The sequence below is a fragment of the Massilia rhizosphaerae genome (assembly GCF_016093545.1).
GTDB lineage: Bacteria > Pseudomonadota > Gammaproteobacteria > Burkholderiales > Burkholderiaceae_D > Telluria > Telluria rhizosphaerae.
Map to the genome: position 1 here is coordinate 1 of NZ_JADKYX010000025.1, position 13,921 is coordinate 13,921.

Annotated in this window: 9 protein-coding genes; 2 read left to right on the plus strand and 7 right to left on the minus strand. The window is 67.6% G+C overall.

The window, feature by feature from the left end:
* A partial coding sequence (locus ISF28_RS26685) for a beta strand repeat-containing protein (RefSeq protein ID WP_441295213.1) occupies positions 1 to 3,390 on the minus strand: 3,390 nt, incomplete at its 3' end.
* A gap of 549 nt (positions 3,391 to 3,939) precedes the next feature.
* Between ISF28_RS26685 and ISF28_RS26690 the strand changes: the two genes are divergently transcribed.
* Positions 3,940 to 4,842: a helix-turn-helix domain-containing protein gene (locus ISF28_RS26690; RefSeq protein WP_198120220.1), complete on the plus strand. Its 903-nt coding sequence runs from the start codon at positions 3,940 to 3,942 to the stop codon at positions 4,840 to 4,842.
* An 18-nt stretch (positions 4,843 to 4,860) separates the two neighbouring features.
* On the opposite strand, the gene ISF28_RS26695 is transcribed toward ISF28_RS26690, so the two are convergent.
* From ISF28_RS26695 to ISF28_RS26705, 3 genes are all read right to left on the minus strand, one after another.
* Positions 4,861 to 5,409, minus strand: coding sequence for a DUF2058 domain-containing protein (locus tag ISF28_RS26695; RefSeq protein ID WP_198120221.1), 549 nt, complete (start codon positions 5,407 to 5,409; stop codon positions 4,861 to 4,863).
* A 71-nt stretch (positions 5,410 to 5,480) separates the two neighbouring features.
* A complete protein-coding gene (locus ISF28_RS26700) occupies positions 5,481 to 6,593 on the minus strand; it encodes an extracellular catalytic domain type 1 short-chain-length polyhydroxyalkanoate depolymerase (RefSeq protein WP_198120222.1) in 1,113 nt (370 codons plus the stop codon).
* 7 nt (positions 6,594 to 6,600) lie between these two features.
* Positions 6,601 to 7,017, minus strand: coding sequence for a ribbon-helix-helix domain-containing protein (locus ISF28_RS26705; RefSeq protein ID WP_198120223.1), 417 nt, complete (start codon positions 7,015 to 7,017; stop codon positions 6,601 to 6,603).
* 173 nt (positions 7,018 to 7,190) lie between these two features.
* On the opposite strand from ISF28_RS26705, the gene infA reads away from it, so the two are divergent.
* On the plus strand, positions 7,191 to 7,454 hold the full coding sequence (gene infA, locus ISF28_RS26710; protein WP_056129853.1) for a translation initiation factor IF-1: 264 nt from the start codon (positions 7,191 to 7,193) through the stop codon (positions 7,452 to 7,454).
* Between the two features lie 2 nt (positions 7,455 to 7,456).
* On the opposite strand, the gene ISF28_RS26715 is transcribed toward infA, so the two are convergent.
* Genes ISF28_RS26715 through ISF28_RS26725 form a run of 3 tightly spaced genes read right to left on the minus strand, consistent with a single transcriptional unit; the run spans position 7,457 to position 13,861 of the window.
* Positions 7,457 to 8,752, minus strand: a complete 1,296-nt coding sequence (locus ISF28_RS26715) for an MFS transporter (protein WP_198120224.1) — start codon at positions 8,750 to 8,752, stop codon at positions 7,457 to 7,459.
* Complete coding sequence (locus ISF28_RS26720) at positions 8,745 to 11,213, minus strand: family 20 glycosylhydrolase (RefSeq protein WP_370663504.1); 2,469 nt, start codon at positions 11,211 to 11,213, stop codon at positions 8,745 to 8,747. The genes ISF28_RS26715 and ISF28_RS26720 overlap by 8 nt, the downstream gene beginning before the upstream one ends.
* Positions 11,214 to 11,215: 2 nt before the next feature.
* Positions 11,216 to 13,861 carry a TonB-dependent receptor gene (locus ISF28_RS26725; RefSeq protein WP_229519414.1) on the minus strand — a complete coding sequence of 882 codons (2,646 nt, stop codon included), beginning with the start codon at positions 13,859 to 13,861 and terminating at the stop codon, positions 11,216 to 11,218.
* Positions 13,862 to 13,921: the final 60 nt, after the last annotated feature.

Consider the following 13,921-nt stretch of genomic DNA (forward strand, 5'->3'; position numbering starts at 1 on the left):
CAGCGCCTGGATCTGGTTCGACTTCAGGGCGGCGAAGTCACGGGTTTCCAGCGCGGCGACCTGGTTGGTCGACAGTGCGCCGATCTGGTTCGACGACAGTGCCGCGGCCTGGGCCGTGGTCAGCGAGACGATCTGGTTCGTCGTCAGCGCACCGACGTCGTCCGTCGACAGCGCGGCGATCTGGTTCGTCTTCAGCGCGGCCAGGTCGGCCGTCGAGATTGCGCCGATCTGGTTGGTCGACAGTGCGCCGATCTGGGCCGTGGTCAGCGCGCCGATCTGGTTCGTCGTCAGGCCGTTGGCGACCTGGTTCGTCGACAGGGCGGCGATCTGGGCCGTCGTCATCGCGGCCATCTGCGCGGTGGTCAGACCCGCCGAGATCTGGGCCGTGGTCAGCGCCTGGATCTGGTTCGACTTCAGGGCTGCGAAGTCGCGGGTTTCCAGCGCGGCGACCTGGTTGGTCGACAGTGCGCCGATCTGGTTCGACGACAGTGCCGCGGCCTGGGCCGTGGTCAACGCGACGACCTGGTTCGTCGTCAGCGCGCCGACGTCGTTCGTCGACAGCGCGGCGATCTGGTTCGTCTTCAGCGCGGCCAGGTCGGCCGTCGCGATTGCGCCGACTTGGTTCGTCGACAGCGCGCCGATCTGGTTCGTCGACAGTGCGCCGATCTGGGCCGTGGTCAGTGCGCCGATCTGGTTCGTCGTCAGACCGTTGGCAACTTGGCTCGTCGACAGGGCGGCGATCTGGGCCGTCGTCATCGCGGCCATCTGGGCCGTCGTCAAGCCGGACGAAATCTGGGCCGTCGTCAGCGCCTGGATCTGGTTCGACTTCAGGGCGGCAAAGTCACGGGTTTCCAGCGCGGCGACCTGGTTGGTCGACAGTGCGCCGATCTGGTTCGACGACAGTGCCGCGGCCTGGGCCGTGGTCAACGCGACGACCTGGTTCGTCGACAGCGCGCCGACGTCGTTCGTCGACAGCGCGGCGATCTGGTTCGTCTTCAGCGCGGCCAGGTCGGCCGTCGCGATTGCGCCGACCTGATTCGTCGACAGCGCGCCGATCTGGTTCGTCGACAGTGCGCCGATCTGGGCCGTGGTCAGTGCGCCGATCTGATTCGTCGTCAGACCGTTGGCAACTTGGCTCGTCGACAGGGCGGCGATCTGGGCCGTCGTCATCGCGGCCATCTGGGCCGTCGTCAAGCCGGACGAGATCTGGGCCGTGGTCAGCGCCTGGATCTGGTTCGACTTCAGTGCGGCGAAGTCGCGGGTTTCCAGCGCGCCGACCTGGTTGGTCGACAGTGCGCCGATCTGGTTCGACGACAGTGCCGCGGCCTGGGCCGTGGTCAACGCGACGACCTGGTCCGTCGTCAGTGCGCCGACGTCGTTCGTCGACAGGGCGGCGATCTGGTTCGTCTTCAGCGCGGCCAGGTCGGCCGTTGCGATTGCGCCGACTTGGTTCGTCGACAGCGCGCCGATCTGGTTCGTCGACAGTGCTGCGGCCTGGGCCGTGGTCAGCGCGCCGATCTGGTTCGTGGTCAGGCCGTTGGCGACCTGGCTGGTGCTCAGCGCAGCGATCTGGGCCGTCGTCATCGCGGCCATCTGGGCCGTCGTCAAGCCGGACGAGATCTGAGCCGTGGTCAGTGCCTGGATCTGGTTCGACTTCAGTGCGGCGAAGTCACGGGTTTCCAGCGCGGCGACCTGGTTGGTCGACAGTGCGCCGATCTGGTTCGTCGACAGTGCAGCGGCCTGGGCCGTGGTCAGCGAGACGATCTGGTTCGTCGTCAGCGCACCGACGTCGTTCGTCGACAGGGCGGCGATCTGGTTCGTCTTCATCGAAGCCAGGTCGACCGTTTCCAGGGCACCGGCCTGGGACGTCGTCAAGGAAGAAGCTTGCGCCGTCGTCAGGGCGCCGGCCTGGCTCGTCGTCAGCGCAACAATGTGGTTCGTCGTGAGACCGTTGGCGACCTGATTCGTCGTCAGCGCGGCGACCTGGGCCGTCGTCATCGATGCAAACTGCGTGGTCGTCAGACCGGCCGACAGCTGCGCCGTGGTCAGCGCCTGGACCTGGTTCGTTTTCAGTACGGCGACATCGCGGGTTTCCAGCGCGGCAACCTGATTCGTCGTCAGCGCGCCAACCTGGTTCGTCGTCAGCGCGACGGTCTGGCCCGTCGTCAGCGCGACGATCTGGTTCGTCGTGAGGCCGCTGGCGACCTGGTTCGTCGACAGGGCGGCGATCTGGTTCGTCTTCAGCGCGGCCAGGTCGCCCGTTTCGATCGCGGCGACCTGGTTGGTCGACAGTGCGCCGATCTGGTTCGTCGTCAGCGCAGCGGCCTGCGCCGTGGTCAGGGCGACGACCTGATTCGTCGTCAGGCCGTTGGCGACCTGGTTCGTGCTCAGTGCGGCGACCTGGGCCGTCGTCAGCGCGGCCGTCTGCGCCGTGCTCAGGCCGGCCGAGATCTGCGCGGTCGACAATGCCTGGATCTGGCTTGTCTTCATCGCGACCAGGTCACGGGTTTCCAGCGCCGAAACCTGGTTCGTCGTCAGCGCGCCGACCTGGTTCGTCGACAGCGCAGCGGTCTGGGCCGTGGTCAGCGCGACAATCTGGTTGGTCGTCAGGCCGCTAGCCACCTGGTTCGTCGACAGGGCGGCGATCTGGCTCGTCTTCATCGCGGCCAGATCGGCCGTTCCGATCGCGGCCACTTGCGACGTACCGAGCGCAGCCGTCTGGGCCGTACCCAATGCAGCGGCCTGCGCCGTGGACAGGGTGGCGATCTGATTCGTCGTCAGGCCGTTGGCGGCCTGGTTCGTCGTCAAGGCGGCGACCTGCGCCGTCGTCAGCGCCGCGAACTGCGCGGTGCTCAGGCCGGCCGAAATCTGTGCCGTCGACAGCGCCTGGATCTGGTTCGTCTTCAGTACGGCGACGTCACGGGTTTCCAGCGCGGCGACCTGGTCGGTCGACAGCGCGCCGACCTGGCTCGTCGACATGGCAATGACCTGGGCCGTGGTCAGCGCGGCGATCTGGTTCGTCGTCAGGCCGTTGGCGACCTGGTTCGTCGACAGGGCGGCGATCTGGTTCGTCTTCATCGCGGCCAGGTCGGCCGTTTCGATCGCGGCCACTTGCGTCGTGGTCAGTGCGGCGATCTGGGCCGTGGTAAGCGAGGAAATCTGGCTCGAGGTCATGGCAGCCATCTGTCCGCTCGTCAGACCGTACGCCACCTGCGTCGTGCTCAGCACTGCCAGGTCGCGCGTTTCGAAGGCCGGGACTTGGGTGCTCGTAAATGCCGAAAGCTGCGTCGTGGTAAGCGCAGCCATGTCGGACGTCGATATCGAGACGATTTGGGAAGTGGTCAACGCCTGGATTTGGGCGGTGTCCATTCCGGTCAAAACTGATGCCATGATTGAACCTTTTAATATATTTGAACGTTGTCCGAGATCGCCGTCCGCGTGCGCGATTTTCAGTAAAAGTCTATTTCCCTAAGGATACATTCGATTGCTGCCCTTACGAATGCTTTACGGCAACAAACAACACAACTTGAGCTATTCCCGGTTGTATTTTCTCCACAACCGACCTGTCCAGCGCGGCGCTTTTACCCATTCGGCAACGCCTCCGACCAGTTCTTCCAGTGATGTGAGGATTTTTATATATGTTACCACGAAGAAATTATTGCCAGCCCTAAAGAAAGGCGACGGACGGACGGTCGTCATTAAGCACGCCGCGCATTTTCTGCAGCCCGTAGACGACGGCAGCGTAACGCGTCCGTGTTTCGTGTTGATGAAGGGAATCGGTTCGAGCCTGCAGGCAGCAGATGGCGTAGTGGCAACACTTGGCGACGGCCGCAGCGCCAAACGCTTGCCAAGGACGTGTTATTTACGGAAACTAGTTATTTCATTTTTGTAATGATCGCCGTCGATGCCGAGCTTTTCCCGCGCCTGGAGGGCCAGCGCATGAAGACCGCCGCGCGCGTGTCGCGCCTGTATGAAGTGATGGACCTGATGCTGGACTCGGTCGGCGATCCGCTCGCATTGAAATCGCTGGCGGCGTCGGCCAGCTATTCATCGTTCCACTTCGACCGCATCTTCCGCGAACTGACGGGGTTCTCGGCCGTCGAATACCAGCGCAAGCGGCGCCTGCGCCGCGCCGCCCACCAGCTGCGCCACGAGCCGGACGTGCCCATCGTGCGCATCGCCCAGGATTGCGGCTTCCCGTCGAACGCGGCGTTCGCCAAGGCATTCAAGCAGCAGTTCGCGATGTCGGCCAAGGCCTGGCGCGAAGGGGGATGGCGTCAATACATGGACCAGCAGGTCGGGCGCGAGAGCGACGTCAGCTTCTTCGTCGCCGAACCGGACGACCTGGAAGCGATCCTGGCGCCCTACTGCCCGCCCGAGCCGGGCACGGTCGCCGCGCGCATCGCCGTGCGCAACCTGCCGGCGCTGACGTTGCGCTACCAGCGCTTCTTCGGCCAGTCCGGCGCGGCGCTGTCGTTCGCCTGCCACGACTTCATCCGGGAACGCGAACAGGCCGACGGCCTGCCCGCCACGACCGCGTGGTACGGCGTGTTCGACGAGGATCCCGGCTTCACGGGCGAGCGCGAATACTGCTACGACTTCGGCTGCGCCGACGACACCGTGCTCGACCCGGGCCTGGGCGTGCGCGTGCTGCCGGCCGGCGGCTATGCCTGCCTCGACTTCGACGGCGAGTGGCCGCGCTTCCGCTCCATGTACGAGGATTGGCTCGACAAGCAGGCCACCTGGCGCCTGGACAGCACCCGGCCGCACATCCAGAAGGTCGAGCGCGCGCCGGACGGCCGCTGGCGCGGCTGGCTGGCGCTGCCCGTCAAGAAGCGCTGAGGGACTTGGGGCACGTGCTCACCAATCGAAGTCGTCGGGGATCTTGAAGTCCTTGTAGGGATCGTCCTCGCCCTCGGCGACGGCCTCCGCGGCCTTGTTGACGCGCACGACGCGGTCCGGCGCCCGTTCCGCGATCTTGTCCGCGATCACGCGCGGCACCAGCTCGAAACCGCCCGCATGGGCGACGATGGACAGGCGGCCGGCCACGAGGTGGTCGCGCACGGCGGCGGACACGTGGATGCGCTCGATCTTCGTGCCGATCGTGAAGTTATAAGCAACATCCAGGTTGCCTTTACCCTTGGGCTGGCGATTCACCTGGATCATTTGCGCGATCTGCGCCTCGATGGCCTTGGCGGCCGCGGCGGCGTCGCGCTCGGCATTCAGCGCGCGGGCGCGCTCGGCCTGCTGGCGCTGGGCTTCGAGCGCCGCCTCCTTCGCCTCGTTGACGCTCTGCACACCGGTGCGGCGCTCGATCTTTTGCTGCTTGGCCTTTTCCTGGTTGGCGACCTTGACCTTCTTCTTGTCGACCAACCCGGCCTTCATCAGCTGCTCCTGCAGGGAAACCATGCACTACTCCATATGACGATCATGGGAATCCTCCAGCATAGCAAACCTGACGGCTTCGCAACAGCGGCCGATCAATCGGCGGCCTGGGCCAGGAAAAAGCGCAACATCTCGGCCGACGCGTTGGGGCCGGAAGCATCCGTGTACGAACCGGCCGGATCGCCGCCCGCCCAGGCGTGCCCCGCCCCGTGCACGATCCAATGTTCCGCCACCACGCGTCCGTCGTCGTCCAGTGCCGTCGTGCGCGTGTGGCCGCGGCCGGTGCCGGCCGTGCCGCGCTCCTCGATCTCGCGCACGGTCCCGTCGCCCAGGAACTGGCGGATCAGCGCCGCGCCGTTGGACGGATGGACGACGGCGTCCTGGTCGCCATGGAATACGATCAGCGGCCGCCGCCGGCGCAGCGTCCGGCTCGCGCCGCCCAGGTGCTTGCCCTTCATGGCGTTCAGGCCCGACATCAGGTCGCGCGCGGCACCGACGGGCAGGCCGGAATGCACGCCGACGGCCGCATACAGCTCCGGATACGCCGCGCCCATGACGGCCGCCATCGCGCCGCCCGCCGACAGGCCGGCCACGAAGACGCGGTCCGGATCGGCGCCGTGTTCCTGCAGGACGTGGCGCGTCATGCCGGCGATCAGCGCGGGCTCGCCCTGGTCGCGCGCCTGGTGCGCCGCGTCGAACCAGTTCCAGCAGTTCGAGCCGTTGGCGCCGCGGTCCTGGTCCGGATACAGCACCAGGCAGCCGTGTTCTTCCGCCTGCCGGTTCATGGCGGTGCCGGCCGCGAAGTCGCCGGCGTCCTGCTGGCACCCGTGCAGCATCACGACGAGCGGACGCGGCCCGGACGCGGCGCGCGCCGGCACATATAAACGGTAGCGGCGCGTGCCGGCCGCGTTGCCGAACGATCCGGCCAGGAAGCGGCCCGGTGCGTCGGGCGTGGGCGCATGGCGAGGACGCGCCTGGCGCGCATGAAAGCGCGCGCGCCAGTCGCCGGTCGGAAGGTCGTTCAGATCGACGAACGGCGCCTGCGCGCCAGCTTGAGCGCCCGCTTGAGTGCCCGTGTTAGCGCCCGGCATCAGCCCGGCGTTGCGCAGCGCGTCCTGGATCAGCGCGGTGGCCGCGGCCGGATCCTTGCCCTGGCCCGTGCGGACGGCCTTGAGCATATTGTCGACAAATTGTTCGTAGGGTTTCATAAGTGCCTCAGGAATGGATACGGTCCGCGAGGGCGGACTTGACGGCGGCCGGGGCGAAGAACGCGCCCAGCACCTGGAGCGACGCGATCGCCGCACGCGCCAGCTCGGGCGTGACGTCGTCGTCGATCGTGGCGAGGCCCAGCACGTGGATGTCGAGCTGCTCGCCGGCGGCGACGCTCGCCTCCAGCTCCGCCTTCGTGTAGCGCTGCATGCCCATGACGAAACGCTTGCGCGTGACCGTCTGGCGGATCGCGTCGCCGTGCTGCTGCAACTGGTTGCGGATGGCCGTGCGGACGAAATCCGTACGGTTCGTGTAAAACCCTTCCGCCACGAGCAGGTCCATCTGCGCGAGGTCGACGAGGCCGAGATTGATGGTGACCTTGTCGGTGTCGGGGAATTTGGGTTTGGTTTCGACGAGCTTCATGGCGCCTCCACGGTGTTTATACGCCTATTATACTCCAACCAGAGTATATGCAGCTTATAACCGTGAATCATCGATCTGCGGTATAATATTCCTTCCGGATATAAACCGGGCCCACCGCTGTTTTCTCCCACCCCACGCCGGCAACCGCCGCGCGCCCGCCACCCAGGACCCTCATGGCCAAAGAAGAACTCATCGAAATGGACGGCATCGTCCAGGAAATCCTCCCCGACTCGCGCTTTCGCGTCGATCTGGACAATGGACACAAACTGATTGCCTACACGTCGGGCAAGATGCGCCAGCACCACATCCGCATCCTGGCGGGCGACCGCGTGACGTTGGAAATGTCGGCATACGACTTGAGCAAGGGCCGCATCACGTTCCGCCACATCGAAAAGCGCAACGCGGCACCGGCGCGCCGCCCCACGTACCGCCGCTGACGTCAGTCGGGTTCGGCCGGCGCCATGTTGACGAACCGCGTCAGCACGAGCACGGGCAACGCCGACAGCACGCCCCACACGAAGAAATGGCGGTAACCCAGCGCATGCTGGATGTCGCCGCTGACCACCTTCGACAGCACGAAGCCCAGCTGCATGAACCCGGAGCCCAGCGCGTAATGCGCGGTCTGGTAGCGGCCGGGCGCGATCACCTGCATGATGAACAAAATCATGCCGACGAAGCCGAAGCCGTAGCCGAACATCTCCATCGACAGCGCGGCCGTGACGAGGCCGAGCGCTTGCGGCTGGGCAGCGCTCAGAAACCAGAACACGAGATTCGGCACGTTCATCGCGAGGATCAGCACGAGCATCGCGCGCTTGAGCCCCACGCGCGACGTGAACCAGCCCCCGAGGACGCTGCCGGCGAGGAACGCGGCCGTGCCGGCCGTGCCGTAGATGGCGCCCACTTCCTGCGTGGAGAGACCGAGGCCGCCGAGCGCGCGCGCGTCGCGCAAAAACAGCGGGCCGATCGTCTGCACCTGCCCTTCGGCGAGCCGGAACAGCAGGATGAACACGATCCCCATCCAGATGCCCGGCTTGGCGCAGAAGGCGCGCACGACGTCGGCCAGCACGGCCGCCGTGCCGCGCACGGACCCGCTCGCGACGGCGCGCGCCGTGCCCGGCAGCGCCCACGCGTGGTACAAGCCCAGCCCCGCCAGCAACGCACCCAGCAGAGCGAACACGGTGGCCCACGCGGCCGGCGCGCCGACGCGCTGTTCCAGGAAGCCGGCCAGGATCACGAGGCCGCCCAGCGACAGGAATTTGGCGCCGTTGAAAAAGGCGCCCTGCCAGCCGGCATACGCGGCCTGCTGGCGCGCGGACAGGCTCGCGATATATAAACCGTCGGCCGCGATGTCGTGCGTGCTGGAGGCCAGCGACACGACGCCCAGCAGCGCGATCGCCAGCGCGAACCACGCGGGCAGCTGCAGCGCGAGCGCGAGGGCCGCGAGCGCGACGCCGCCCGTGACCTGCAGCGCGACGACGACGCGCTTCTTGCTCGGCGCCAGTTCCAGGAAGGGACTCCACAACGCCTTGAACACCCACGCGAGGCCGAGCATGCCGGTCCAGCGCGCGATCTGCTCGTTGGGCACGCCCATGCTCTTGAACATCAGCCCCGCGACGAGGGCGACGCTGTAGAACGGCAGCCCCTGCGCGAGGTACAGCGTGGGCACCCACGCCAGCGGATGGCGCGCCGGCCGGCCGGAGGCAGGTGTCAGGTGATCGGGACGGATGCTATCCATGGGAATCCAGTGCGATGACGACGGTTGCGCTCTTGCGGCCGCGCGTGTCGAAGGTGGCGACCTTGAACACGGCGGCGCCCTGCCCCGCTTCCACGGGCCCGGTGTAGGGCGGGCTGGCGGCATCGGGCTCGCTGCCGTCCAGAGTGTAATGCAGCGCGAGGCCCGGCAGGGCGACGTTCGCGTGCACGGTCCGGCCAAGGGCGACGGCACCCGGCGGCGGCAGGCGGTAGCCGTAGGCCAGCGGCGCGCGGTCCAGGCGCGCCAGCTCGCGCTGGCCGAGGCGGTTGGCGAATTCGTTCCAGGCGTCGTCCATGGCGCGCGTGCGCACCGCGGCGTCTTCGATGGCGCACCAGCCGGGGTCAAGCGCCCACGCCCGCTCCGCCAGCGCCACGAGGCGCGGCGCGGCCAGGTACTCGATGCGGTCGCGCGTGCAGGCATTCTCGCCCCACAACTGTCCCTGCAGGCCGACGATGCGGCGCCGGCCCGCCGGCGTCAGGCGCGTCATCGCGGCCAGGCGCTCGGGCGGCACGGCCTGCCCCATCGGGTCCACGGCCGCGCCGACGATCATGTCCAGCGGGCAGAAGCCGAACGCGTGGCGCGTCTCGACGAAACCGGCCCAGTAATAGCCCGGCTCCTGCGGATCCTTCGCGTACGCCAGGTCGAAGTACAGGCTGGCGGCGTTCGCCAGCACGACGTCGTAGCCGGCGTTGGCGAGACGGTACGCGACGTCTTCCTTGCCAGAGCCCCACGCGTTGTTCCACGCATAGACCTGGAAGCCGGGACCGGCGAACGCCGGATTCGGCTGCGGCGTCGCATCCTCGCCGGCCCCGGTGTCGTCAACCACCAGCGCCGTCTCTTCCCAGCCGGCGAACGCCACGCCGTGGCGGGCGAGGATCGCGCGGCAGCGCCCGACGAAGTCCGCGTGCAGCTGCCCGACGTGCGTCCAGCCCCGTTCGCGCATCAGCGCGCGGCACCGCGGCGAGCCCTCCCAGGCACCGAGCGGCACCTCGTCGCCGCCCGTGTGGATGGTCTTGAGCGGCACGCCGGCTTCGCGGTACAACGCGGCCACGTGGGCGACGACCGTGTCGACGAAGCGGTCGACGGACGGCAGCGCGATGCAGATCACGTTGTCGCGCCACAGCTGCACGGATTCGTAGACGGAGACGTCGTACGGATCGCTCAACAGGTAGCGCTCGGCGCCTTCGACGTCGCCCTGCGCGCGCAGGCGGTCGTGGCGCGCGCGCATCGCCAGCACGGCCGCGCGCGCGTGGCCCGGCATATTGAATTCCGGGATCACTTCGATGTGGCGCGCGTGGGCGTGGCGCAGGATGTCGATGAAGTCGGCCGCGTCGTAATGGCCCGTGCCGGACGACGCGACGACGTCCGCGCCGGACCCGAACGATGGCGGAAGGGCGTGGCCGCAAGCCGCGCCCCGTCTGGCGCCGATGTCCGTCAGCTCCGGCAGCGCGTCGATCCGCAGTCTCCAGCCTTCGTCGTCCGTCAGGTGCAGGTGCAGCCGATTCAGTTTATAACGCGCCATGCAGTCGAGCAGGCGCTTGACCGTGGCGACCGACGCGAAGTGCCGGGCCACGTCCAGCATCATGCCGCGGTAGCCGAAGCGCGGCGCGTCGAGCACGCGGCCGCACGGCAGGCCGCCGTCCGCGTCCAGCAGCTGGGCCAAGGTCTGGATGCCGTTGAACACGCCGTGCGCGCCGGCGCCGCGCACGAGGATCGTGCCTTCGCCGATGTCCAGGCGGTAGGCTTCCGGGCTGGAGGCCGCCACGGCGCCGATCTCCAGCAGCACGCGCGCGCCCTCGCCCTCCGGCAAGCCGTCCAGCAGCGCGCGCAGCAGCCCCGCTTCGCCGGCCAGCGCGGTTCCGGCCATGATGTCGCTGGACGGGGACAGGCGGCAGCGGCCGTCCGTGAAGCGGACCGACATGGGCGTCGGCGTCACGCGGCCCACGTCTTCCGGCGCGAGCAGCGTGAGCCGGCTGTTCTCGCGCCAGCGCCAGGCCGCGTCGGCCGGCGGCAACATGTCGCGCGCATGGCGCTGCAGCTGCTCCGGCCGCGCGAACGGATGGACCTCCGGGTCGCCCAGGTCGACCGTGTGGCCGTCGGCCTCGACGAGGTAGAAGCCGAGCGGCGCGTCCGTCGCGCTGATGGCCCAGAACTGCGCCTCGTAGCGCACGTCGAGCAGTTCGCCCGGCAGCCACGCCGCGTCGTCCGCGCGGCGCAGCGCGAACAGGTCGCCGTTGACGTGGGCCACGTGAAAGCCCGCGCTCACGCTGCCGGGCCGCACGCGGCGGCACGCGTTGAAGTAGACCGTCCATCCCGGCGCGATCGGCGCGTCCGACACATTGGTCAACGTCAGCCGCGCCGCGAACAGCTCGTGCGCGACCAGGTTGGACACGCACTCCCACGTCACGGCGACGCCGCCGTGCTGCCTATCCCGCTGCGACACGATCAAAGCTTGCCGCGCAGGCCGAGGTAGAAGGTACGGCCGTTCGAATAGAACGCGCGCGGCTGGTCCTTGTTTTCGGCGTACATCTTGATCGTCTCGTTCGTGAGGTTCAGCGCGTCAAACGTGACGGTCAGGTGCTCGTTCAGCTTGAAGTTCAGGGACGCGGCCAGCGACGGCATCGAATCCACGTGCTGGCTCGCGCCGCGGTCGACGCCGGCCTTGTACGACGAACGGTAGCTGTACGCGAGGCGCGCGGAGAACCGGTCGTTCTCGTAATAGCCCGTCACGTTGTACGTGTTCTTCGACGCGTTGAGCATCTCGCCGCCGCCATCCAGTTCGCCGTCCGCCCACGTGGTGTTGGTGAGCACGCCGAAGTTGTCCCACACCGGCTGCTGCCACGACAGTTCGATGCCCTTGTTGGTGGCCGTCGTGTTGTAGGGCGACGTGATCTGGTAATCCGTGAACGTGCCGCGCTTGTTGTTGTAATAGCTGCCCGTGCTCGTGCCCTGCGCGACGATGGAGCTGAAGTCCATGTAGAACAGGCCCGCCGACAGCATCGCCTTCGGCATGTAGTACCACTCGGCCGACAGGTCGTAGTTGACGGAACGGATCGGATCGAGCTTGACGTTGCCGCCGCTGCCCGACAGCGCGTCGTCGTTCAGCGACACCGAGCCGCCCAGCGCGCTGTAGTCCGGCCGCGCCATCGTCTTGGCGACGCCGGCGCGGACGACCAGGTCCGGACGTACGTCGAACTTGACGTTCGCGCTCGGCAGGTAGTCGCGATAGGTGCGCTCGTACGTCGTCGGCGTGTACGGGCCGAACGCGGAGCCGGTGATCGGGCTGGCGCCGCCCGGCAGGTTCACGACGGTCGTCTGGCGCGTCTCGACGGCGCGCAGGCCGACGTTGCCGCTCCAGCCGTCGCCCTGGAGGTCGGCCATGCCGTACACGGCGGCCGTCTTCTCGCCCACCTTGAATTCGTCGAGCCAGTTGTGGCGCAACGTGAAGTCGAGCAGGCGGTTGCCCGGCACCGCGCCCCAGGCGCCGAGCGCCGCGCCGTCGTACTTGAAGTAATTGTTGTAGACGCTGCCGCCGAGGTCCGAGCCGAAGTCGGACGGGTACATCTGGCCGCTCCATGCCGGTCCCGGATTCGTGAAGCCGTTCGGGCCCGGACGCGTTTCCAGCGGGTGCTCGGCGGTGCGTTTGTGGTCCGTCCAGCGCGTGCCGAAGCGCACGGCCTGGATCCACGGGTTGTCGTGCAGGCGCCATTCGCCGTCGATCTGCGCGTACTTTTCCTTGTCCACGGACTGCGCCTCGCCGCCGCCGGCCCACGCCGTCGATCCGGGCTGCGTCGTGTTCCCGCCCGGGTAGCTCACGGTGGCGGGCGTCATGCCGTTCAGCGCGTACATCATGCCGCCGTCGACGTTGTTCTGGTAGTAGACGTCGGCGTGGTCATAGCCCACGCCGTGCGTGCGACCGAGCTTGCCCGTGAAGCTCAGGTCTTCCGTCGCGCGCCAGCGGCCGTTCAAATCGATGTACCACGATTCGCCGCCCGCATCCGGACGGTAGATGTTGTCGACCTCGCCCGAGTTGCTGGAGAACGTCGCGCCGACGAGCGTGCCGTTGCGGACCACGGGATTCTGCGGGACCAGGTTCGCGCTGTTGATCGAGTTCGCCGGCGCGGCCAGCCAGTTGGTGTTCTGGTGCGGCGCCTTGAGCTTCGAATAGAAGCCGTTCAGGTCGACGCCGACGTCGCGCGACGGCTTCGCCTCGATGTCGAACGCGCCGCCTTCGCGCTTCTTCTTTTGCTCGAACAGCGCGGCGCCGATGAACGTCGGGACCTTCACGCCGGATAGCAGAGGGTCGGCGACGGCGGCGGCGCTCGTCGCGCTAATGGGGGTGTAGCCGAGGATCTCCTGGCCGTCGCGGCGCACGCTCTGCTTTTCCGAAAAGGCCTGCAGCAGCACGCCGAAGTTGTGCGCCGGGTTCTTCCAGCTCACGAGGGCGGACACCTGCGGCTCGGTCTTCTTCGCGAGGTCGTTGTAGTTGGCCTGCACGGACGCTTCCACCGTCAGCGGCTGGCGGAAGTCGAGCGGCCGGCGCGTGATCACGTCGATGGCGCCGGACACGCCGCCTTCGACGAGGTCCGCGGTGGCGCTCTTCTGCACGACGACGGAACCGACGAGTTCCGACGGCAGCAGCGAGAAGCTGGACGAACGGCCCACGTTGCCGCCGTACTGGTTCAGCACGAACCAGTCGCCCGTGCTGATGGCGTGGCCGTTGAACAGCGTCTGCTGCAGGCTGGGGCTCGTGCCGCGCAGGCTCACGCGGTCGTTCTCGCCGAAGCCGCCTTCGCCGCCGGCGGACGATTGCGTGTTCACGCCGGGCAGGCGCTGGATCGCGTCGGCCACGTTCTTGTCGGGCATCTTGCCGATGTCCTCGGCCGTCACCACCTCGACCACCGCGTCCGCATTGCGCTTCTGACGCAGCGATTGCTCCAGCGCGGCGCGCACGCCCGTCACGATCACGGTCTGCGGCGCCTGCACGGCGTCCTGTGCGCGCGCCTCGGTCGCGATGCCCATCACCAGTACCGTCACCGCGCTTGCGATTGCCGTGCGTGCGACGACCCTACGTCCCATCTGCTGTCTCATGTGCTCTCCCAAAACTGTATCGATCAAGGAACTTGTCCAGTTTCGAATTCGTGGACGCTG

Coding starts and splice junctions, on each gene's coding strand:
- ISF28_RS26690 (WP_198120220.1), top strand. CDS start 3,940: ATGAAGACCGCCGCGCGCGTGTCGCGCCTGTATGAAGTGATGGACCTG.
- ISF28_RS26695 (WP_198120221.1), bottom strand. CDS start 5,409: ATGGTTTCCCTGCAGGAGCAGCTGATGAAGGCCGGGTTGGTCGACAAG.
- ISF28_RS26700 (WP_198120222.1), bottom strand. CDS start 6,593: ATGAAACCCTACGAACAATTTGTCGACAATATGCTCAAGGCCGTCCGC.
- ISF28_RS26705 (WP_198120223.1), bottom strand. CDS start 7,017: ATGAAGCTCGTCGAAACCAAACCCAAATTCCCCGACACCGACAAGGTC.
- infA (WP_056129853.1), top strand. CDS start 7,191: ATGGCCAAAGAAGAACTCATCGAAATGGACGGCATCGTCCAGGAAATC.
- ISF28_RS26715 (WP_198120224.1), bottom strand. CDS start 8,752: ATGGATAGCATCCGTCCCGATCACCTGACACCTGCCTCCGGCCGGCCG.
- ISF28_RS26725 (WP_229519414.1), bottom strand. CDS start 13,861: ATGAGACAGCAGATGGGACGTAGGGTCGTCGCACGCACGGCAATCGCA.